This is a genomic window from Microbacterium sp. TPD7012, assembly GCF_003075395.1.
Lineage (GTDB): Bacteria > Actinomycetota > Actinomycetes > Actinomycetales > Microbacteriaceae > Microbacterium.
This window is the reverse complement of sequence record NZ_QDFV01000001.1, coordinates 363,646-383,674: the sequence shown is the minus strand read 5'-3', so window position 1 is coordinate 383,674 and position 20,029 is coordinate 363,646. Positions and strand designations below refer to the sequence as shown.

20 protein-coding genes are annotated in these 20,029 nt (G+C 69.6%); 3 read left to right on the top strand and 17 right to left on the bottom strand.

What is annotated here, in order from left to right; translation table 11 throughout:
* Nucleotides 1–16: 16 nt before the first annotated feature.
* The 6 genes from DC434_RS01870 to DC434_RS01845 are packed head-to-tail and all read right to left on the bottom strand — an operon-like array spanning nucleotide 17 to nucleotide 6,011.
* Nucleotides 17–1,045, bottom strand: a complete 1,029-nt coding sequence (locus tag DC434_RS01870; protein WP_116633566.1) for an ornithine cyclodeaminase — start codon at nucleotides 1,043–1,045, stop codon at nucleotides 17–19.
* Nucleotides 1,042–1,680, bottom strand: a complete 639-nt coding sequence (locus tag DC434_RS01865) for an FMN-binding negative transcriptional regulator (RefSeq protein ID WP_116633565.1) — start codon at nucleotides 1,678–1,680, stop codon at nucleotides 1,042–1,044. Before DC434_RS01865 ends, DC434_RS01870 begins: the two co-directional genes overlap by 4 nt.
* Nucleotides 1,677–2,504 (bottom strand): MaoC family dehydratase N-terminal domain-containing protein, encoded by an 828-nt coding sequence (locus tag DC434_RS01860; RefSeq protein ID WP_116633564.1) that lies wholly within the window; start codon nucleotides 2,502–2,504, stop codon nucleotides 1,677–1,679. The genes DC434_RS01865 and DC434_RS01860 overlap by 4 nt, the downstream gene beginning before the upstream one ends.
* Nucleotides 2,501–3,730, bottom strand: coding sequence for a CoA transferase (locus DC434_RS01855; RefSeq protein WP_116633563.1), 1,230 nt, complete (start codon nucleotides 3,728–3,730; stop codon nucleotides 2,501–2,503). The genes DC434_RS01860 and DC434_RS01855 overlap by 4 nt, the downstream gene beginning before the upstream one ends.
* On the bottom strand, nucleotides 3,727–4,734 hold the full coding sequence (locus DC434_RS01850; protein ID WP_116633562.1) for a hydroxymethylglutaryl-CoA lyase: 1,008 nt from the start codon (nucleotides 4,732–4,734) through the stop codon (nucleotides 3,727–3,729). Before DC434_RS01850 ends, DC434_RS01855 begins: the two co-directional genes overlap by 4 nt.
* On the bottom strand, nucleotides 4,731–6,011 hold the full coding sequence (locus DC434_RS01845; RefSeq protein WP_116633561.1) for a hydroxymethylglutaryl-CoA reductase, degradative: 1,281 nt from the start codon (nucleotides 6,009–6,011) through the stop codon (nucleotides 4,731–4,733). The genes DC434_RS01850 and DC434_RS01845 overlap by 4 nt, the downstream gene beginning before the upstream one ends.
* A gap of 211 nt (nucleotides 6,012–6,222) precedes the next feature.
* Between DC434_RS01845 and DC434_RS01840 the strand changes: the two genes are divergently transcribed.
* Nucleotides 6,223–7,071: an alpha/beta hydrolase gene (locus DC434_RS01840; protein WP_116633560.1), complete on the top strand. Its 849-nt coding sequence runs from the start codon at nucleotides 6,223–6,225 to the stop codon at nucleotides 7,069–7,071.
* Between the two features lie 32 nt (nucleotides 7,072–7,103).
* Nucleotides 7,104–9,014 carry a GAF domain-containing protein gene (locus tag DC434_RS01835; protein ID WP_116633997.1) on the top strand — a complete coding sequence of 637 codons (1,911 nt, stop codon included), beginning with the start codon at nucleotides 7,104–7,106 and terminating at the stop codon, nucleotides 9,012–9,014.
* Nucleotides 9,015–9,072: 58 nt separating this feature from the next.
* Here DC434_RS01835 and DC434_RS01830 read toward each other — a convergent pair whose 3' ends face one another.
* The 9 genes from DC434_RS01830 to DC434_RS01790 form a co-directional block, all read right to left on the bottom strand.
* Nucleotides 9,073–9,498 (bottom strand): cupin domain-containing protein, encoded by a 426-nt coding sequence (locus tag DC434_RS01830; RefSeq protein ID WP_116633559.1) that lies wholly within the window; start codon nucleotides 9,496–9,498, stop codon nucleotides 9,073–9,075.
* A gap of 2 nt (nucleotides 9,499–9,500) precedes the next feature.
* A complete protein-coding gene (locus tag DC434_RS20300) occupies nucleotides 9,501–10,274 on the bottom strand; it encodes an ATP-binding cassette domain-containing protein (RefSeq protein ID WP_116633558.1) in 774 nt (257 codons plus the stop codon).
* Complete coding sequence (locus DC434_RS20295; RefSeq protein WP_116633557.1) at nucleotides 10,271–11,140, bottom strand: ABC transporter ATP-binding protein; 870 nt, start codon at nucleotides 11,138–11,140, stop codon at nucleotides 10,271–10,273. The genes DC434_RS20300 and DC434_RS20295 overlap by 4 nt, the downstream gene beginning before the upstream one ends.
* A gap of 88 nt (nucleotides 11,141–11,228) precedes the next feature.
* Nucleotides 11,229–12,806: an ABC transporter substrate-binding protein gene (locus DC434_RS01815; protein ID WP_116633556.1), complete on the bottom strand. Its 1,578-nt coding sequence runs from the start codon at nucleotides 12,804–12,806 to the stop codon at nucleotides 11,229–11,231.
* Nucleotides 12,803–13,789, bottom strand: coding sequence for an ABC transporter permease (locus DC434_RS01810; RefSeq protein WP_116633555.1), 987 nt, complete (start codon nucleotides 13,787–13,789; stop codon nucleotides 12,803–12,805). Before DC434_RS01810 ends, DC434_RS01815 begins: the two co-directional genes overlap by 4 nt.
* Nucleotides 13,786–14,736 carry an ABC transporter permease gene (locus tag DC434_RS01805; RefSeq protein WP_165807967.1) on the bottom strand — a complete coding sequence of 317 codons (951 nt, stop codon included), beginning with the start codon at nucleotides 14,734–14,736 and terminating at the stop codon, nucleotides 13,786–13,788. Before DC434_RS01805 ends, DC434_RS01810 begins: the two co-directional genes overlap by 4 nt.
* A gap of 7 nt (nucleotides 14,737–14,743) precedes the next feature.
* Nucleotides 14,744–15,913 carry an N-methyl-L-tryptophan oxidase gene (gene solA / locus DC434_RS01800; protein ID WP_116633553.1) on the bottom strand — a complete coding sequence of 390 codons (1,170 nt, stop codon included), beginning with the start codon at nucleotides 15,911–15,913 and terminating at the stop codon, nucleotides 14,744–14,746.
* Nucleotides 15,914–16,095: 182 nt separating this feature from the next.
* Nucleotides 16,096–16,674: an isochorismatase family protein gene (locus tag DC434_RS01795; RefSeq protein WP_116633552.1), complete on the bottom strand. Its 579-nt coding sequence runs from the start codon at nucleotides 16,672–16,674 to the stop codon at nucleotides 16,096–16,098.
* Between the two features lie 81 nt (nucleotides 16,675–16,755).
* On the bottom strand, nucleotides 16,756–17,187 hold the full coding sequence (locus tag DC434_RS01790; protein WP_116633551.1) for a MarR family transcriptional regulator: 432 nt from the start codon (nucleotides 17,185–17,187) through the stop codon (nucleotides 16,756–16,758).
* 70 nt (nucleotides 17,188–17,257) lie between these two features.
* Between DC434_RS01790 and DC434_RS01785 the strand changes: the two genes are divergently transcribed.
* Nucleotides 17,258–17,653: a hypothetical protein gene (locus tag DC434_RS01785; RefSeq protein ID WP_116633550.1), complete on the top strand. Its 396-nt coding sequence runs from the start codon at nucleotides 17,258–17,260 to the stop codon at nucleotides 17,651–17,653.
* Here the strand turns inward: DC434_RS01785 and corA are convergent.
* Both corA and DC434_RS01775 read right to left on the bottom strand, forming a co-directional pair.
* On the bottom strand, nucleotides 17,650–18,666 hold the full coding sequence (gene corA / locus DC434_RS01780) for a magnesium/cobalt transporter CorA (RefSeq protein ID WP_116633549.1): 1,017 nt from the start codon (nucleotides 18,664–18,666) through the stop codon (nucleotides 17,650–17,652). The genes DC434_RS01785 and corA overlap by 4 nt on opposite strands.
* Before the next feature lie 40 nt (nucleotides 18,667–18,706).
* Nucleotides 18,707–19,990, bottom strand: a complete 1,284-nt coding sequence (locus DC434_RS01775; RefSeq protein WP_116633548.1) for a serine hydrolase domain-containing protein — start codon at nucleotides 19,988–19,990, stop codon at nucleotides 18,707–18,709.
* Between the last annotated feature and the right edge of the window lie 39 nt (nucleotides 19,991–20,029).

Genomic DNA, 20,029 nt, shown 5'->3' with positions numbered 1-20,029 from the left:
AGGCGCGAAGACGCGTTCAGCGAGCCGGAACGGGCGCGTGCGCGAAGCCGAAGAGGTCCTTCGGGTCCTCGGGCGCGGCGACGAGGTCAATCTCGGTCTCGAACCCGGCGCCGGCGAGGTCGGCGCGCAGGTGCCGCAGCGCCGAGAAGTCCTCGATCGCGAACCCGACGGAGTCGAAGATCGTGACCTGCTCGTCCGAGGTGCGACCCGCCGCGAGCCCCGCGAGCACCTGCCAGAACTCGGTCACCGGGAAGTCGGCCGCGACGTTCTGGATCTCGCCCTCGACGCGTGTCTGCGGCGTGTACTCCACGAACACCGGTCCGCGCTCCAGGATCCGCGGGTCGAGCTCGGTCTTGCCGGGGCAGTCTCCGCCGATCGTGTTGATGTGCATGCCGGACGTGACGTCGGCATCCTTCAGCACCTGCGCCACCGCCTTGTCGGCCGTACAGGTCGTCACGATGTCGGCCCCGGATGCCGCCTCGGCGGCGGAGCCGCAGACGGTGATGTCGAAGCCGCGCGATGCGAGGTTGCGGACGAACTTCTCGGATGCCGCGGGGTCGACGTCGTAGATGCGCAGCCGCGAGATGCCGAGCACGCCGCGGAAGGCCAGCGCCTGGAACTCGGCCTGGCTTCCCGCGCCGATCATCGCCATCGTGCTCGAGTCCGCGCGGGCAAGGCGCCGGGCGACCATCGCCGAGGTCGCTGCGGTGCGCAACGCGGTGAGCAGCGTCATCTCGGCGAGGAATACCGGATACCCGTTGTGCACGTCGGCGAGCACGCCGAACGCGGTCACCGTCTGATACCCGCGACCGGGGTTGAACGGGTGCCCGTTGACGTACTTGAAGGCGTAGAGGTCGGGATCGCTGATCGGCATCAGCTCGATCACGCCGAACGGCGTGTGGTTGGCGACGCGCTCGCTCTTGTCGAACGACTCCCAGCGACGGAAGTCCTCCTCGATCGTGTCGGCCATCTCGGCCATGATCGTCTCCGCGCCGCGGCGCGTGATCCACTCCACCATGTCGGCGACTCCCACGAATGCGGTCATGCCGTCACCTCCAGTCCATTGGTGCTCGCGATGCGATCGGCGAGCGTCGGGTTCTCGTAGGGTCCGGGACGCCGGAGCGCCTCGACGATCTTGGCGATCACCTCGGCCGGCTTGTCCTGACTCATCTTGTCCTTCGCCTCGACCCGGTCGACGCGCAGCCGGAATCCGACCGTGCCGTGCACGATCCGCTCGGCGTAAGCCGTGTTCTCGAGCGTGCGATGCATGAGGAACGGCTCGGGCAGCGGGCCCTCGAACCATGCGACGAGCTGGTCGAGCACCTGCAGGTTCTCGTCGTCGGAGAGGATCTCGGGGATGCCGTGCAGGTGCGCGACCGCGAAGTCCCAGGTCGGCACCGCGGGTGAGACGTCGTACCAGCCGGGCGAGACGTAGCCCTGCGGCCCGTAGACGATGACCATCACCTCGTGCTCGCCGAGTCGGTGCAGCCGCTCATCGGGCCGGCCGACGTGACTGAGCAGCACGATGCCGTCGGCATCCTCGTCGAGGAGCATCGGGTAGTGCGATGCCACGAGCCCCTCACCCGGCACGTGGCTCACGATCGTCGCCCACGGGTTCTCGCGCACGAGGGCGCGGATGGCGTCGACGTCTTCGAGCACGTAGTCGGGGGTGTGCCTCATGAGGCCGTCTCCCAGTCGATGTCGGCGGTCGCGAGCAGGATGTCGTCCGGGTCGACGGCGGTCACGCGAGTGGTGTCGCCGATGGTTCGACCCACGATCCTCAGCGGTCGGTCGACGAGCACCGGGGCGGTCGCCCGCACGTCGAGACGGACAGGCACGCGCCCCGCCAGATGCCGCCGCGCGGCATCCATCAGCAGGATGCGGGTAAGCGGACCGTGCACGAGCAGGTCGGGGAGCCCCTCGACATCGCGTGCCCAGGCACGGTCGTAATGGATGAGGTGCGTGTTGAACGTGAGCGCCGAGAACCGGAACAGTTGCCGGGCGTCGGGTGTGAGCTCCTCGAGCCAGTCCGCCTCCGCCACGACAGCCGGGTCGGGACGTGGTGCGCGCGCCGGGGCTTCCGGATCGGCCGCCTCGAGGAACACGTCGTGCCAGACGCTCCTCACCGCGGTCTCGCCGCCTGTCGTGTACTCGCGCTCCACGTCGACGAAGACCAGGCGCCCCCGCGAGCCGTTCTTGTCGACGACGCTGCCGAGGGCGGTGGTGCGGGTGACCTCGTCGCCCACGCGGATCGGGCGCAGGAACTCCGTCGTCTCTCCCGCGTACATCCGGCGCGGCAGATCGATCTCGGGGATCACCCCGTCGCGAGCAGGCGTGCCGTCCGCGCGGAGGTCGGCGAGTGCCGCGTCGAACGGGAAGAAGACGCCCTCCCAGCCGGCCGGGAGCGCGTCTCCGTCGGCGAGCACCGGGTCGGCGGCCGCGAAGCTGCCCCGGTACGCCTCGACGACGGATGCCCTGATCCGCTCGGTGCGCACCTCGGTCACGGGAGTGCTCCCGCCGCCCGCAGCTCGGCGATGCGCGCGGCGTCGTAGCCGGCGAACTCGGCGAGCACCTGATCGGCGTGCTCGGCGAAGCGGTTCGCGGTGCGGGCCGGGGTGGCCGGGGTGGCCGAGAGTTTGATCGGCTGGCCGAACATCCGCAGCACGCCCAGGTCGCCGTAGTCCGCCTCGACGATCATGTCGCGCTCGGCGGTGCCCGGGTCGTCGACCACCTCGCCGATCGTCTTCACGGCGGTGAGCGGCACGACGTCGCCGGCGAGCTCCTCGAGCTCCTTCTTCGTGCGCGACGCGAGCCAGCCCGCGACGATCGGCTTGACCCGCCGCTCGTACACATCGGTCTCGAAGCGCTTACGCATCGTGTCGATCTCGGAGTCGCTCTTGTGCTCGGGGGTGCCGAAGAGATCGCAGCTCGCGTTCCAGAGCTTGTCGGTGTAGGCGCCGAAGAAGACCTGCCCGTCGGCGCACTCGAACAGCTCGTAGGGGCGCACCCAGGCATGGGCGTTCCCCTGCGGAGACGCGACGGTGCCGTTCACGGTGTAGTCGACCACCGCGGTCTCGGTGAGAGCGACGATGCTGTCGACCTGGGCGACATCCACCACCTGCCCCTCGCCTGTCGCCTCGGCGTGGCGAAGGGCGGCCAGCGTGCCGACGACGGCGAACAGCGTGGCCGAGAGGTCGCCGATCGTGACGCCGACGCGAACGGGCGGATGCTCGGCATAGCCGTTCATCGACCAGATGCCGCCGGCCGCCTGCGCGGTGTTGTCGAATGCGGGACGCCTGCTGCGCGATCCTGTGCGGCCGTAGCCCGAGATGGCGGTGTAGACGAGCCGCGGGTTGATCTCGCGCAGCACCTCGTAACCGACGCCGAGCTTCTCCATCGTGCCGGGACGGAAGTTCTCCACCAGCACGTCGGCGTTGCGGACCAGGTCCTTCAGCACCTCCTTGCCCTCAGGAGTGGCGAGATCGAGGCCCACGCCGAGCTTCCCGCGGTTGTACTGGGCGTAGTAGGCGCTGAACTCCTCGGCGCCGTCGGTCAGGTACGGCGGGAAGCCGCGCGACACGTCGGGGTCCCGCGGGTTCTCGACCTTGATCACGGTCGCCCCGAGGTCGGCGAGCATCTGCGCGGCATAGGGACCGGCGAGCACGCGCGACAGGTCGATCACGGTGACGCCCGCCAATGCACCGGGAGCGGGGAGAGTGGTGTCGATCATGCGGGCGTGACCTCCTGGGCGGGTTGAGGGGCGACGGATTCGGGAGCGTCGATGCCGGTGCCCCCGATACCCGCTGCGGCGAACGCACGGGCGACGTTCGATGCGGGACGCACATTGCGGATGCGTGAGAGCCAGAGGGTGGTCGCGGCCAGGGCGCCGAGATCGAGTCCGGTCTCGATGCCGAGCCCGTGCAGCATCCACACGAGGTCCTCCGTGGCGAGGTTACCGGTCGCGCCCTTCGCGTACGGGCATCGTCCGAGCCCACCGACGGAGGCGTCGAACTCGGCGACGCCGACCTGCAGCGCCGCGTGCACGTTGGCCAGCGACTGTCCGTAGGTGTCATGGAGATGCAGGGCGATCTCCGACACCGGGATGCCGACGGCCAGGGCCTCTTCGATGATCCCGACCGTGTGGCCGGGGGTGGCCACGCCGATCGTGTCGCTGAGCGCGATCGTGCGCGCCCCCGCGTGATGGAGAGCCGCGGCCGCCTCGATCACCGCATCCGGGGAGACGTCGCCCTCCCACGGGTCGCCGAACGCCATCGAGACGTAGCCGCGCACCCGGATGCTCTGCGCGGTGGCGGCGGCGATGACCTCGGCGGCACGGTCGATCGCCCCCGCCCGCGTCGTGTTGAGATTCGCCTGTGCGAACGACTCGGTGGCGCTGACGACGACCGACACCTCGCGGATGCCGGCGTCGATCGCCCTCTGCAGTCCGCGGAGGTTGGGCACGAGTCCGACGGCCCTGGCGCCCTTCGGCGCATCGAGGCCGGCGACGACCTCCTCGGCGTCGGCGAGCTGCGGGATCCAGTTCGGCGGCACGAAGCTCGTGACCTCGAGATCACGGCTGCCCGCGGCATACAGACGTCGGCAGAGCTGCGTCTTGATATCGGCCGGGATGATGTCGGTCTCGGCCTGCAGCCCGTCGCGCGGCCCCACCTCGAACACCGTGACCCGCGTCGGCAGCCCGTCCTGGCGGATCACCCGCGGTGCGGGGACGCTCATGCGCTCGCCCCTGCCGCACGGAGTTCCGCGAGCACCTCGCGGGCATACTCCACGCGGATGCGGCGCTCCGCCACGATACGCGCGGCGACCTCGCCGATCTCATCGACGTCTGCTCCGGCGCTCGCGGCGATCGTGCGCGCGTGCAGGGACATGTGCCCGCGCTGGATGCCCTCCGCCGCCAGCGCGCGGCACGCCGCGAGGTTCTGGGCGAGTCCGACCGCTGCGATGACGGCAGCCAGCTCATGCGCGGTCTGCACGCCGAGGAGCTTCACCGACGCCTGGGCCGTCGGGTGCGCGCGGGTGGCGCCGCCGACGAGGCCGACTGCGAGCGGGACCTCGAGGGTTCCGACCAGGTTGCCGTCGGCATCCTTCTCGAACTGCGACAGGGCCGCGTACCGACCGGCGCGGGCAGCATGCGAATGGCACCCGGATTCGACCGCTCGGGTGTCGTTGCCCGTCGCGAGCACCACGGCCGTGATGCCGTTCATGATGCCCTTGTTGTGCGTCGCCGCGCGATACGGGTCGGCTTCGGCGAAGGCGCTCGCGGCGACGATGTCGTCGACCACCTGCGCCCCGCCGAGCAGCTCGGCATCGAAGACGGCGCGGGCGCGGGTGACGCGTAGCTCCGCCTTGTTGGTCAGGATGCGCAGGAGCGTGCGGGCGCCGGCGACCTCGGCGATGCGAGGCGCGATCGCCTCAGCCATCGTGTTCACCGCATTGGCGCCCATGGCGTCGCGCACGTCGACGTGCAGGTGCAGGATGACCTGCACCCCGGCGCGGGTCGGGAGCACGCGGACTGTGACGTCGAAGGCGCCACCGCCGAGCGAGACGAGCATCGGATCCTGCTCGTTCGCGAGCGCGAGCAGCTCGTCCTTCGCCTCGAGCAGGGCGAAGCATGTGCCATGCGGATCGATCGCGTCGAGCACCTGGATCTGGGCGATCATCACATCGCCGGTGTACGACGTGGTGAATCCGCCGTGCATCCGGGCCATCCGCGCCGCATTGGACGCGGCGGCGACGACGCTCGGCTCCTCCGTCGCCATCGGGATCAAGCGATCCTGACCGTCGATCGTGAAGTTCGTGGCGACGCCGATCGGGATGCCGATCATGCCGACCACGTTCTCGATCATGTGGTCCGCCTGCGCGAGCGAGAGCCCCTGGTCGGGTCGGAGCGCGCCGAGCACGTCCGTGTCGAGTTCCGCGCTCTGCGCAACGAGGGAGAGCCGCTCGTCGGGCGTGTGGTCGCGCAGACCAGAGATTCGGCTGTTGATCGACATCGCCACCTTCTTCCTGACAGCGGCCGGGTCCTCGGCGCTAGGGTCACAGACGACATTAGAAGCGGCACGGGCAGGCGACGATGGATGGAAAGCTCATCGAACGGATCTTCCTATGGGTGGATGACACATCCGCCTGCACGACCGCCCGATTTAGACTCCAACCACATCCCGGGGCGCGGACGCGCCCGTCCGCCGCACGTGAGGAGACCCGATGCCCTACACCGATTCTGCCGACGTGCGTCTCTATTTCGAGGTGTTCGGCGACGAGGAAGCCTCCGTGCTCGTGCTGGTGTCGGGCGGCGGCGCCCAACTGCTCTCCTGGGACGAGCGCTTCATCCGGATGCTGACGGCGGGCGGGCTCCGCGTGGTGCGCTTCGACAACCGCGACACCGGATTGTCCGAGCGTTTCGGTGGTGACGATGACCTCGACGGCGGCTACGACCTGTCCGACATGGCAGACGATGTGCTGCGGGTGCTCGATGACCTCGGGGTCGATGCGGCGCACGTCGCCGGGCACTCGATGGGCGGGATGATGGCGCAGATGCTGGCGATCCGGCATCCGGATCGAGTTCTGAGCCTCGGACTGCTCTCGACCATCCCCGGGCAGTCGCCGCGGTACGTGCTGCACGGCGAGCGCCCCGAGCTGAGCGCGCCACCCGCGCGGGTCACGCGCGGGCAGGCCGTGGAGTTCGCCGGTGCATATGCGGAGTCGACGCGCCTCGGCGCCTATGACCCGCAGGTCGAGTGGCACCGCGCGGCGGCCGGGGAAGCGTACGACCGCGGCTACTTCCCCGAGGGCTTCTCGCGGCAGTGGGCCGCGCTCCGCCGGGCGCCCGAACGGCTGGAGGCGTTGAAGGACGTGACGGTGCCGACGCTCGTGTTCCATGGCCGAGAGGACGACGTGCTGCACTGGGCGTCCGCCGTCGACATCGCCGAGGCCATCCCCGGCGCCGAGCTGCAGGTGCACGCCGACGTGGGGCACCTGATCCCACACGAGCTGTGGCCCGACCTCGCCGCCGCGCTGCTGCGCACGGCACGCAGAGCAGAGCTCGGGCACTGACGCCGACCGACATCGCGCCGTACAGTGATGTGATGCCCGAGCACACCGACGCGATCGCAGCGCTGCTCGACGCCGCGTACGATCCTGATCTGGTCGGACCGACCGCCGTCAGCGACGCCCTGCAGCGGCTGGGAGCATCCGTTGCCGGGGCGACGGCGATCACCGAGAGGGTCGGGCGAGCGCAGCGCGAGCTGTCACGGCTGCGACGGCGCGAGCACGAGCTGACCGCGCTTTTCTCGAGCGCCAGGGAGCTCGCCGAGCTGCGCGACAGCGACGCTGTGCTCGCCCGGCTCGTGCAGCGCGCCCGAGAGATGATGGGGGTCGACCTGGCCTACCTCTCCGAGTTCGATCCCGACACACGTGAGCTCAGGGTGCGCGAGACCAGCGGTTCGGTGAGTGCGTCCTTCCAGACGCTCCGCGTGCCGCCGGGACGCGGACTCGCCAGCGTCGTCGTCGAGTCGCGCACGGCGCACTGGGTCGCCGACTACACCGCGTACGCCGCGGAGCGCCACGACGCGGGCATCGACGACGCGGTCTCGGCCGAGGGCCTGGTCTCCCTCCTGGGCGTGCCGATGCTCACCAGCGACGACGTGCTCGGCGTGCTCTTCGTCGCGAACCGTGAGAAGAAGAGCTTCTCCCCCGACGAGGTCGCCCTTCTGTCGGCAGTCGCCGACCACGCCTCCGTCATCCTGCAGACGACCCAGACGCTGCGCGACCTGCAGCTCTCCGAAGACGCCAGCCGCCGCACCCTCGAGAGCCTGACCGCCCACCTGGTCGAGCGAGACCGCGCCAACACGGTGCATCAGGAACTGGTGCAGGCGGTGCTCGCCGGCGGGGGGTTCGGCCCCGTGGCCGAGACCCTCGCCTCGGCGCTCGGGCGCGCGGTCGCGATCATCGACGCGCAGGAGAACGTGATCGCGGCGGCCGGGCTTCCCCTCGCCCCGGGGATGCTGTCCCTCGACGAGCCGGTGCGCGCGGCGCTCGCCGAGAGCCGCCATCACGGTCATTGCGTGCCGGTGGCGGGTCACGGCATCCGGGCGGTCTCGGCGCTCACGGCGGGCAGCCGGCATTTCGGCGCCCTGCTGCTGGGCGACGGCGATTTCGAGCTCGGCGCCGTCGACCTGCGCACGGTCGAGCGCGCCGCACAGGTCGGAGCCCTGCTGGAACTGCAGCAGGAGGCGGCATCCGGAGCGGATCATCGCGTGCGCAGCGAGCTGGTCGCCGACATCCTCGACGATGTGCCTGAGCGGCGCTCCGACGTCGAGCGTCGCGCCCGGAGGCTCGGCGTCGATCTCAGCGGGCTCGACTCGCTGCTGCTGCTCGCCGTCGCGGGCGACCAGCAGACACCCGCGGCACGGGCGCTCATCCGTCAGCTGGACGACCGGGCGCTGGTCGGGGAGTACCGCGGCTTCGTGGTGGCCGTCTACTCCGGGAGACGCGGCGAGATCGAGCCGGACCGGCTGCGCACGCAGGTCGCCGCCGCCATCCAGGACTCCGTCGCCGTCGTCGTGCCTCCGCCGGCCAAGGCGCCGCTGCCCGCCGCCTTCCTCGCCGCGCGCCGCACCGCCAGGCTGCTCGCCGCGCTCGAGCTGACCGACCTGACGGCGCACGTCGAGGACTTCCTCCCCTACTCTGCCGTGCTCGACACCGATGCGCAGGGCCTGTCGTCCTTCCTGGGCGACACGATCGGCGTGGTGCGTGAATACGATGCCGAGCGCAACGCCGACCTGCTGGGCACGCTCCGAGCGTTCGTGCGCAGCAACGCCAGCCCCACGAAGACCGCGCGGGCCCTCAACTTCCACACGAACACGATCCTCCAGCGGCTGGACCGTCTCGACCACGTGCTGGGAGCGGACTGGCGCGACGACGAGCGGATGTTCCGCCTCGGCATCGCCGTGCGACTCGATGAGCTGCGCGAGCGACTCCAGGGCGGGCAGGGCTGAGGCCGTGGCATCCTTCCGCCCGGCTCCGCACGCGTAGCGCAGGAGAAGCCGCTCGACGCTACCTGTCCGCCTCCGCGTCGAACGCCTCGATCCCGGTCTGGGAGAACGGATGCTTCCCACGCGGGCCGAACACGAGCACGAGTTCGGCCACGGCATCCGATTCGTTGCGCACTCCGTGCTGCATACCCTCGGGGGCGTAGAAGGCGTCGCCGGCGCGGAGCACCCGACGATCCGCGCCCGCGGTGATCACGACCTCGCCCTGCGTGACGATGTACAGCTCGTCGGAGCTGTTCGTCGAGCAGCTGTCCGGATCGCCCTCGAGGTGGTGATGCTGCCCCTCCTCCGCGCCCGGCTTCAGGTGGTAGCGCATCACCGAGATCGGCAGCGCCGAGGTCTCCTTGAAGTACCACTCGATGCCGATCCGGCCCTCGCCGTCGTACAGCGCCCAGTCGTGGGCGTTGTCTCCCGCTCGCTGAATCCTCATGATCAGGTGCGGTACAGCACGGGCATCGATTCGAGCAGCCGCTGGGTGTACGGATGCTCTGGCGCATTCATGACCTGCTCCCCGGTGCCCTCCTCGACGACCTTTCCCTGGTGCATCACCGCGACACGGTGGGCGAGGTGATGAACGACGGCGAGGTTGTGGGTGATGAACAGGTAGGTGACGCCGGTGTCCTTCTGCAGCTGCACGAGCAGGTTCAGCACCTGCGCCTGCACCGAGACGTCGAGGGCCGAGGTCGGCTCGTCGAGCACGACGAACTCCGGCTCGGCCGCCATCGCCCTGGCGATCGCGATGCGCTGGCGCTGCCCGCCGGAGAACTCGTGCGGGTAGCGCTCGGCCGAGTCCATCGGCAGGCCCACGCGATCGAGAGCGTCGGCGAGACGACGGCGACGCTCCTTCGATCCGACGCCGGCGGCCACGAGAGGCTCCGCGATCGAGCGTGCCACCGTGAACCGCGGATCGAGCGAGTCGTTGGGATCCTGGAACACCATCTGGATCCGGCGGCGGTGCGTCCGCAGCGCCCGGCCGCGCAGACCGGTCACGTCCTCGCCGTCGAATTCGATCGTGCCCGCGGAGGGCTTGCGCATGAGCAGGATCGCGCGGGCGAGCGTGCTCTTGCCCGAACCGGATTCGCCGACCAGGCCGAGGGTCTCACCACGGGGAACCGACAGACTCACGTCGTCGAGCGCCACCATGGCGTTTTCGCCGTGACCGAATCGCTGGGTGATGCTCCCCACCCGGAGCACGTCGTCGCTCATGATGCCTCCTCGAGTTCGGCGGGCGCCTCGGCGAAGTCGTTGAGTGCGGGGATCACGGCGAGCGGCGACCTGACCGGCACCGACGGACGCGGAATGCTCTCCAGGAGGGCCCGCGTGTACGGATGCCGAGGGTCCTCCAGCACCCGTCGCGCCGAGCCCGATTCGACGACCCGGCCGCGGTACATTACGGCGACCCGTTCGCAGAGCTGGCCGATCACGCCGAGGTCATGGCTGATGAACAGCACGCCCATGCCCGTCTCGTCGCGGAGGCTCTTGATCAGGTCGAGGATCTGCGCCTGCACCGTGACGTCGAGCGCGGTCGTCGGCTCATCGGCCACCAGCAGATCGGGACCAGCCGCGACCGCGATGGCGATCACGACTCGCTGGCGCTGACCGCCCGAGAGCTGATGCGGGTAATAGCCGAGGCGCTTCTCGGCATCCGGCATCTGCACCAGCTTCAGGATCTCGAGCGCCCGCGCCCTGGCCTGCCTCTTGTCGGCCTTGCCGTGGATCTGCAGCACCTCGGCGATCTGGGCGCCGATGCGCATGCAGGGGTTGAGCGCGGCCATGGGCTCCTGGAAGACCATCGATGCCTTGACGCCGCGCACCTCTCCCCAGTCGCGCTCGGTCGCATCCTGCATGTCGGCACCGGCGACCGTCATGCGGGCGGCCGTCACGCGGGCCGAGTCGGGCAGCAGGCCCATCATCGCCAGGGCGATGCTGGACTTGCCGCTGCCCGATTCGCCGATCACGCCGACGATCTCGCCGCGGCGTACGCGCAACGAGACTCCGGACACCGACGGCGGGGCGGTGCCGTAGGCGATGCTGAGGTCTTCGACGCGGAGGGCGTCGAGGTCGTCGGTCATGCGCGACTCGGCTTTCTCTCTGGTACGGAAGTGGAGGGGAACGCCCGGGCGCCGCCGCGTTCGCTCACGACGACACCCGGGCCCGGTGTCACTGCGAGAGCCAGGCGTGATCGAGAGCCGAGCGCGAGTAGAACGCGTCGTTCTCGTAATCGTGCAGCTTGCTGCTGTCCCAGACCTCGAAGTAGACCGGCACTGCGGCGGGCACGAACTCGAGCGCCTTGTCGGCGGTCTCGGTCGCGAGCTGCGCGACGAGGTCGTTGTACTCCTCCGGAGTTGCTGCGGACTTCGCCGCGGCCAGCAGCTCCCGGGCCTTGTCGGCGTCGGGGTTGCCGTCCCAGTGGTTGTAGTAGCCGCCCTCGAGGAGGACCGGCTCGAGGTAGTACGCAGCCGAAGCACGCGGGCTGCCCGGGATGGCGACGAGGTCGGTCCACGATTCACCCGTGGTGAAGATCGGGGCGATCTCGGCGAGCGGCGTCGACTTGAGGTTCAGCGTGATACCCGCCTCGGCGAGCTGCTGCTGCATCATCTCGTATGCCGGATGGTGGGCCGCGGCCACGTCGCCCATGTAGCTCAACGTGATCTCGGGGTTCGGCTGGCCGGCCTCTTCGAGCAGGCGCTTCGCCTCCTCGACGTCGCGCTCGTGGTACGGCAGCGTCTTCGCGTCGGTCGCACCGGGGTCTCCGGCGGGCGGGACGAACGAGACACCGGCATTCCCGAGCAGCGCGGTGTCGACGATGGCCTGCCGGTCGAGCGCGAGCGAGAACGCGCGGCGCACGTTCACGTCGGAGAGCGGACCCGATTCCGGGTTCACGTAGACGGCGAGGTTCTGGCGGAAAGCCGCGTCGCCGAGAGTGAAGCCCGAGGATTCCGCCTGCTGGGCGAGGCTGCCGTCGATGAACGATGCGGCCTGGACGCTCCCCTGCTGCACGGCGGCCAGGAGCGTGTTCTCGTCGGGATAGAGCTCGAAGACGATCTCGTCGAGGTAGGGCTCGTCGCCCCAGTAGTCCTCGTTCTTCTCCATCGTCACCGAGACGCCCTGGTTCCACTCGGTCACCTGGAAGGCGCCGGTGCCGAAGGTAGTCGTCTGACGCTCCTCCTCCGTGGCGTTGCCGTATCCCTCTTCGCTGACGATGAGGAAGGTCTGGCGTGCCGAGACCGCGTCGAGGAACGTGCCGTCCGGTGCGCTGAAGTGGAAGGTCACCTCGTGGTCGCCGGTGGCCTCCACGCTCTCCATGAGGCTGAGGTAGGTGGCGTTCGTGCCGCCGTCCTTGCGCGTCTCGAAGGAGTAGACCACGTCGCCGGCGTCGAACGGCGAGCCGTCGGCGAAGGTGACGTCGTCGCGCAGCTGGAACACCCAGGTGAGCTCGTCGACCTGCTCGTACTCGGTCGCGAGGGCCGGCTCGATCTTGTTGTCGTCGTCGCGGGTGAGGAGCGTGTCGTATGCCATCGAGTCGATCACCTCGGCGGCGATGGCCGAGGCGACCATCGGGTCGATGCCACCGGCCGAGGGTTCTGCGGGGACGCCCCAGGTGAGGGTGCCGCCCGCGACCGGGTCGCCCGCAGGCTCACCGGTTCCGGTACCGCCACCACCGGACGTGCATCCGGCGATCGTCAGGGTCACGACGGCGAGTGCTGCCGCCGTCCCTGCCCAGTGTCGTCTGTTCATGAGGGCCTCTTCTCGGTTCGGGACTGCTGTTTCTGGGGTCGGGTGTCGTGCACGGAAGGAAGGGGGCTGTCGGATGCCACGGGCTTGGAGCGGCGCGTCGAGCGGCCGCCGAGCGAGAACGCCGGCTCGCGGCGCGGTGCGAGGTAGTCCTGCATCCCGTCGGCGAGGAGGTTCCAGGCGGCCGAGAGCAGGATGATCACGATGGAGGGAAGGATGATGAGCAGCGGCTGCACCTGCATGAAGCGGGTGAACTCGCTGATCATGCGGCCGGCCGACGGCTCCGGCGCCTGCACGCCCTGACCGAGGTAGCTGAGGGCGGCCTCGATCAGGACCACCTGCGAGGCGACCGACGCGAACTGCACGAAGAGCGGCGTGAGCACGTTCGGCAGCAGGTGCTCGGCGATCACGCGATGAGAGCGCACCCCGCTGAGCGTCGCCGCGAGCACGAAGTCACGTTCCCGCAGCGCGATGACGGGGGCCCGCATGACGCGCGCGAATCCGGGCGCGAACACCAGCCCCAGCGCGAGGATCAGCGGCCAGGGGCCGTTGCCGATCACGACGCCGACGACGAGGGCGACGAGGATGGCCGGAAGTGCGAGCACGGCGTCGACCACACGCATGATGACCGCATCGACCCAACCGCCGACGTACCCGGCGACGAGTCCGAAGAAGGTGCCGATCACCGCCCCGAGCAGAGCAGCGGCACCCGAGATGAGCAGGCTCGTCCTGGCCGCGAGAGCGAGACGGGTGAAGGTGTCCCGTCCGAGGTTGTCGGTGCCGAGGATGTGCTCGCCGGAAGGCGCGGCGAGAGGCGCACCTGACGCGGCGAACGGGTCGTACGGCGGCCAGAGGCTCATCCAGGCGGCGAGGATCAGGATGGCGCCGAGGATGCCGGCGCCGCCCCAGAACGCCGGGCCGAAGCGGCGACGTGCCGGGCGCTTGCCCGCGACCTTGGCGAGGGCGAGTTCTCGTGTGACGGTCATCGCGTGTGCACCCTCACTCTGGGGTCGATCAGCGGATACAGCAGGTCGACGGCGAAGTTGATCACGACGTACACGACGCCGATGAGGAGGACGGTCGCCTGGATGATCGGGTAGTCGGAGGAGCGGATGCCGGTGAGCAGCAGCGAGCCCATGCCGGGGAGCGAGAACACCGCTTCGATGACGACGGTGCCGCCGACGAGGGCCGCGAGCTCGATGCCGATCACGGTGGTCACCGGGATCAGGGCGTTGCGCAGCGCGTGCCGGGTGACGAGTCGCCCCGGTGAGGCGCCCTTCGCCCTGGCCGTGCGCACGAAGTCCTGCCCGAGAGTGTCGAGGAGTGTCCCCCGGGTATACCGCGCGATGATCGCCGCCAGCACGATCCCGATCAGGAACGACGGGAGGAGCAGCACCCCGAAGGCGCGCAGCGGATCGCCGGCCGCGCCGGCGTAGCCGACCAGGGGCAGGCGGAGGGTCAGGGAGTTGACGAGGATCAGCACCGTGCCGAGGACGAACGGCGGTGTGGCGAGGAGCACGAAGGAGAGTCCGCGCACCACGGTGTCGGGCAGTCGGCGCCAGCGCGTCGCGGCGAGCACACCGGCGGGGATGCCGAGGGCCGTGCCTATCAGCGTCGCCATCACGGCGAGCGCGATGCTCAGCGGCAGCCGCGTGGCGATCAGGTCGGAGACGGCACCCGGGATCGTGATCGCACGGCCGAAGTCGCCCTGGACGACGCCGAGCAGCCAGACGAAGTACTGCGTGATCCACGGCTGGTCGAGACCGAGCTGGGTGCGCAGGGCGTCGAGCTTCGCCGGGTCGGGGTTCGCCGGATCGGCGAACGCGGCCAACGGGTCGCCGGGGATGATCCGGACCATCGAGAAGACCAGGATCGACAGGACGAACAGGACGAACAGCGATGAGAAGAGACGCGAGATGATGTATCGGGTCATCGAGAGCTCACCTCTCTGTGAGGAACGGACTGTCGGCGCCTCCCGCAAGCTGGCCGACCATGGCATCCGCGGCGCCGAACTCCGTCAGGTCGTCGGTCGACTCGCCGTCCAGCGCCAGCTCCGCCAGCACCCGTCCGAGCGTGGGCGTGAACTTGAAGCCATGCCCTGCGGCGAGACCGACGATGATGTCGGGATGCTGCGGCAGGGAGCTGAGCACGAACCGGCGGTCCGTGGTGAGGGCGTACTGGCAGGTCACCGTGCGCAGCTCCTCACCCTTTCCCGGGATCAGCCTGTCCATGAAGTCGGACAGCTCCGCGGTGAGATCTGGCGAGGGAGCGAACGACCGTCGTTCCGGGATCATGCGGTTCTCCGACACGTCACGAGCGGCCTTGATGCTCGGTTCGCCGAAGGTCGGGAATCCGTAGTAGCACTCGTCGTCCTCCCAGATCCACACGGGAAAGCGCGCCCGGTCGTAGTCGTCGGGTTCGGCGGGGCGGAAGTAGGTGACCTGCTCCTGCATGATGTCGAGCGGGATCGCAGCGCCGAGGGGCTCGAGCAGAGTGTTCGTCCAGGCGTCGGCCGCGATGACCACCTTGCCGGCGCGGATGTCGCCGCTCGCGGTGTGCACGACGACACCGTCGGCATCGGGGCTGAGCGAGAGGACTGCTGTGCGGTCGCGGATGTCGGCGCCGAGCATCCGCGCGCGCATCTGCAGCGTCGCGACCGTCCGCGACGCATGGGCGATCCCGGTATCGGCGGTGTAGACGGTCTCGACGTTCTCCGGCACCCGGAACTGCGGCCAGCGCGCCTGCACCTCTGCCGGTGACAGCAGCTCATGCTCGACACCGCACTCGGTGAGCGCGACGGTGAAGTCGGCGGCCGAGTACGGTCCGTCGGTCGGGATCAGGATCACCCCGCCCGTGATGGTCAGCAGACGCTCGCCCGACTCCTGTTCGAGGTCCGCCCAATCGCGGTAGGCGGACTGGGCGAGACGCACGTAGGCCGATGAGCCGTACGACGTGCGGACGATCCGCGAGGTGTCGTGCGAAGCGCCGCGCACGTGTCCGAGCTCGTACTGCTCCAGCGCGACCACCCTGGCGCCGCGGCGAGCCAGGTGGTACGCGGTCGCGCTGCCGATCGCCCCCATTCCCACGACGGCCACCTCGAAGGACTCCATGGATGCTCCGCTTCTCTCGCGGCGTCCGGTGCATGCCACCGGCTCGCTGCTGTCAGTGTGCGGGCGGCGGCGAAGTCTCGACTATGGGGTGATCGTCCACAGTGACGCGAACGGAATGTGCGAACGTTCCACGACTCTGGGGCCCACGGAGGCCCAGGGCGACGCGAACGGAGCCGCTCCGCTCAGGCGGCAGCGCTCGCTCCGATCCTCGTCTTCGTGTCGGTGATCGTGGCGAATCCGCGGGCCGAGAGGATGCTCTCGGTGCGGCGCATGATGTCGTCGCCCGACACCGCGGCGAGCGCACCCCGGCTCGGGATGGCCGAGGTCGTCGTCGCGTCGGTGACGAACTCGACATCGAATCCGAGGTCGGCGGCCACGCGCGCCGTCGTCTCGCAGCACTGCTCGGTGCGGATGCCGCAGATCACGACCCGACGGATGCCGGTGCCCTCGAGCCGCTCCTGGAGATCGGTCGACGTGAAGGCATTGATCGTGGTCTTCGTGACCGCTGCCTCCTCGTCTCTCGGGCCGAGCTCCGAGATCACGCGCACGAACCCGAACGCGGGATCGAAGACTCCCCCGGTCCCTGGTTCGGAGTGGGTGATCCACACGACCGGGTCGCCGACGGTCCTGGCGTGCTCGACGAGGTGGGCGATGTTGTTGAGCACCTCCGGGTTCGCGGTGGCCGCCCAATCGTCGGCTCTCTGGCGGAAGGACTCCTGGGCGTCGATGACGAGAAGGGCGGTGTCGGAGGATGCGGTCATCCGTTCAGCCTCGGTCCGCCCGCTGCATCCGGCAAGACGCGGAACGGTCAACGAAGGGAGGGATCCCGCCAGTCCTCGCGCTCAGACCCCGGTACCGGGCCCACGCCCGAGACGGGTGATCATGTCGAGGAACACGTCGCGCTCCTCCTCGGCCAGAGGCGCCATAAACAGGGCCTGCGCCCGTTCGACGACGGCGTCGAGCCGCGCGAGCTCGTCGCGCCCTCGCGCGGTGAGGGAGACGAGATTCCGGCGCCGGTCGGTGGGGTGCGCGGCGCGCACGATGAGCGCGCCCTCTCCCAGCGCACTCAACGCGACCGAGACATCGCTGCGATCGAGACCGGTCACGCGCCCGAGCTCGGCTTGACTCACGGCGCCTGCCTCTTCGAGCGCTGCGAGCAGGCGGTAGTGATACGCCCGCGCTCCCGCATCGGCGAACAGCTCCTGCAGAAGGGAGTGTGCACGAAGGTGCGCGCGGCTCACCTGCCACGTCGCCCGACCGTCGAGACGTCCCATGCCACCACCCTACTCGTTGGTTCTACCTACGATCTGATATCGTTGGCGTCACCAACTATTAGGAGGAATCATGCTTCCTTTCGGCTCACAGCTCATCGGACAGACGGAGAAGGCCCTGAACGCCCTCCTGCGCACGGTGCTGGTCGACCGGCAGCTCTCCGAGCGCGAGTGGGTCGCCCTGCGCCTCACCTCGCAGTTCGACGGACCTGACGCTCTTGCCGAGACGATCAGGGACAGAGCGCAGTTCGCGGACGCGGCCGACCTCCTGTCGGGCCTCGAGAGGCGCGGCCTGATCGTCGACGACGCGCTCAGCGTCGCCGGAGCGGACCTGGTCGACGAGATCGGCCGCGAGATCAGAGCCCTGACCGAGCCGATCTGGGCGGGCATCGACGCGGCCGATGCCGAGGCCGCCGCGCGAGCACTCCGCAGTGTGCTGGCGCAGACGACGATGCTCCTGCGCGGCTAGAGCCACCCCTTGCGCTTGAAGGCCGCGTACAGCCCGATCCCCATGGCGAGCATCAGGCCGATCGCCATCGGATAGCCGAGCACCCAGTGCAGCTCGGGCATGTGGTCGAAGTTCATGCCGTAGATCGTGCCGACCAGCGTCGGCGCGAACAGGATCGCTGCCCATCCGGAGATCTTCTTGACCTCGTCGTTCTGACGGATGCTCAGCTCGGTCATCCGCCGCATCTCCTCGTTCTGCCGGCGTGCGACGATGGTCGACTCGACCGTGAGCGCGTTGTCCAGCACCGTGCGGAACGTGGTCGCGCGATCCGTGACGCGCAGCGTGTGGTCGAGGACGTCACGCAGGTACTTCTGGAGCTCCTCGCTCACCCGGTACTTGTCGGATCCGCGCAGCAGCGCCTCCAGCATCCCCGACAGCGGCTGCGTCGCACGCTGGAAGTCGATGACCTCCCTGCCGAGGTCGTAGATGCGCTGGGTCGCGTCGACATCCTCCTCGAACAGCTGGCTCTCGATCTCGTCGATGTCGTTCTCGAGCCCCGCCAGCACCGGCGTGTACTCGTCGACGACCTCGTCGAGGATGGCGTAGAGCACCGCCTCGGGCCCGTGGCCGAGCAGCGTCGGATCGCTCTCCAGGCGCCTGCGCACCCTCCCGAGATCGGGAGACTCGGCGTGCCGGATGGTCACCACGAAATCAGGGCCGACGAGCACGTGCACCTCGCCGAACTCGACCTCCTCCGAGGCATCGAGATAGCGCGCCGGTCGCAGCACCATGAACAGCACGTCACCGTAGCGCTCCAGCTTCGAGCGCTGATGGCCCGCGAGCGCGTCCTCGACCACGAGGGCATGGATGCCGAACTCGTCGGCGACCTCGCGGATCTCCTCCTCGCTGGGACGGTACAGGCCGATCCAGCTCATCCCGCCGCGCTCGCGCATCCGCTCGAACGTCTCGCTGAGGCTCTGCGGATTCTCGGTGCGGACGCCGTTCACATAGATCGCGTTGTCGATGATCGCCATCGTCGCCGCCCCTCGCTCGCTCTGCCGGATGCGCCGCAGATCACTCCACGGGCGGGTCGACGCAGACGAGCGCGGCGTCGATGATGGCCTGGTGGTACTGACCGGCCGTGAACGGCAGGCCGAACTCCGGAGCGGTCTCCCCGGAGGCCGCCGGCGCCTTGGACGCGATCGCCGCGAGCTCCCACGAGAGGTACTGCGCGAAGAGCGGGCCCGCCGTGGAGTCGTTGAGCACAACCGCCACCGTGAAGCCGGTCGCCGGGTCGGAGTACGCCGCCGTCGCGTAGCCGGGGGTCCAGCCGTGCTGGCCGACCAGCGATCCCACGAGGTAGGCGCCCCCCGTCGCCTGGTACCAGGACGGGGCGTCCGCGGCGACCGGGAGCGGTGCACCGAAGCGCGCCGGCTTGTCCTTCGTGCGGAGCACCTGAGCCGCTTCCGCCTGTGCGTAGCGGCCGAGGTCGGTGATCGTCGAGACGACACCGGAGTCGGTGAAGCCCGAGCTCGACGAGAGCTCGGTGATGTCGACCGGTGCGGCGCAGCCGTATCCGCCTTCGACGACGTTGATGAAGTGCCCGTTCATCGACGGCCCCCCGGACGGCGGAGCGGCGGTGGGGCCGGGAAGCGACGTGTTCGGGAGGCCGAGGGGCTCGGTGACGTACTCGGCGATCAGCTCGGATGCCGTCATGCCCGAGGCGCGTTCGAGCGCCAGGCCGAGCAGCAGGTAGCCCGAGTCCGAGTCGCGGTAGGTGGTGTGCGCAGCGACTCGCGGACGCCCCAGCCCGAACCCGGCGAGCTCCAGGGGAGCCCAGACGCGGTCGGGGGTGTTCAGCCAGGCGTTCTTCACGGTGGCCTCGGACGATCCGGCGCCGCTGGTGCCGTTGCAGAGGTCGAGCAGGGTGATGTCCTGCATGTCGGCGACGCCCGACACATACTTCGGGACCTTCGCGTCGAGCTTGACCGTCCCCTCGTCGGCGAGGGCGTAGAGCACGTCGCAGGTCATCAGCCGCGTCACGTCGGCGATGCGGAAGGACATCTCGGTATCGAGCGGCGTCTCACCGCTGCGCTCCTGCGTGCCGCTCGCCGTGACCCAGCTGCCGCTCCAGGGCACCCACACCCCGACGATGGCGCCGGAGGCGCCCGAGGCCGCGATCGCGCTGTCGACCGCTTCCTGCATCGCGGCGACCGTGTCGTCGGGCAGTGCGCCGTCGACCTGCGCGGGTGGCGTGTAGGTGAAGGTCTCACCGGAGGAACAGCCGGTGAGGACAAGACCGAGCACGGCCGCAGTGGCCGCGACGGCGCGCCACCGGCGCGACGAGAGATGCTGCATGGAAAGTACCCCCGAAGACGTGTCTCCCGAGTCTAGAAC

Bases quoted from the DNA above. Each gene is read 5' to 3' on its own strand.
- DC434_RS01870 (WP_116633566.1), bottom strand. From the start codon at position 1,045: ATGACCGCATTCGTGGGAGTCGCCGACATGGTGGAGTGGATCACGCGC.
- DC434_RS01865 (WP_116633565.1), bottom strand. From the start codon at position 1,680: ATGAGGCACACCCCCGACTACGTGCTCGAAGACGTCGACGCCATCCGC.
- DC434_RS01855 (WP_116633563.1), bottom strand. From the start codon at position 3,730: ATGATCGACACCACTCTCCCCGCTCCCGGTGCATTGGCGGGCGTCACC.
- DC434_RS01850 (WP_116633562.1), bottom strand. From the start codon at position 4,734: ATGAGCGTCCCCGCACCGCGGGTGATCCGCCAGGACGGGCTGCCGACG.
- DC434_RS01845 (WP_116633561.1), bottom strand. From the start codon at position 6,011: ATGTCGATCAACAGCCGAATCTCTGGTCTGCGCGACCACACGCCCGAC.
- DC434_RS01840 (WP_116633560.1), top strand. From the start codon at position 6,223: ATGCCCTACACCGATTCTGCCGACGTGCGTCTCTATTTCGAGGTGTTC.
- DC434_RS01835 (WP_116633997.1), top strand. From the start codon at position 7,104: ATGCCCGAGCACACCGACGCGATCGCAGCGCTGCTCGACGCCGCGTAC.
- DC434_RS01830 (WP_116633559.1), bottom strand. From the start codon at position 9,498: ATGAGGATTCAGCGAGCGGGAGACAACGCCCACGACTGGGCGCTGTAC.
- DC434_RS20300 (WP_116633558.1), bottom strand. From the start codon at position 10,274: ATGAGCGACGACGTGCTCCGGGTGGGGAGCATCACCCAGCGATTCGGT.
- DC434_RS20295 (WP_116633557.1), bottom strand. From the start codon at position 11,140: ATGACCGACGACCTCGACGCCCTCCGCGTCGAAGACCTCAGCATCGCC.
- DC434_RS01815 (WP_116633556.1), bottom strand. From the start codon at position 12,806: ATGAACAGACGACACTGGGCAGGGACGGCGGCAGCACTCGCCGTCGTG.
- DC434_RS01810 (WP_116633555.1), bottom strand. From the start codon at position 13,789: ATGACCGTCACACGAGAACTCGCCCTCGCCAAGGTCGCGGGCAAGCGC.
- DC434_RS01805 (WP_165807967.1), bottom strand. From the start codon at position 14,736: ATGACCCGATACATCATCTCGCGTCTCTTCTCATCGCTGTTCGTCCTG.
- solA (WP_116633553.1), bottom strand. From the start codon at position 15,913: ATGGAGTCCTTCGAGGTGGCCGTCGTGGGAATGGGGGCGATCGGCAGC.
- DC434_RS01795 (WP_116633552.1), bottom strand. From the start codon at position 16,674: ATGACCGCATCCTCCGACACCGCCCTTCTCGTCATCGACGCCCAGGAG.
- DC434_RS01790 (WP_116633551.1), bottom strand. From the start codon at position 17,187: ATGGGACGTCTCGACGGTCGGGCGACGTGGCAGGTGAGCCGCGCGCAC.
- DC434_RS01785 (WP_116633550.1), top strand. From the start codon at position 17,258: ATGCTTCCTTTCGGCTCACAGCTCATCGGACAGACGGAGAAGGCCCTG.
- corA (WP_116633549.1), bottom strand. From the start codon at position 18,666: ATGGCGATCATCGACAACGCGATCTATGTGAACGGCGTCCGCACCGAG.
- DC434_RS01775 (WP_116633548.1), bottom strand. From the start codon at position 19,990: ATGCAGCATCTCTCGTCGCGCCGGTGGCGCGCCGTCGCGGCCACTGCG.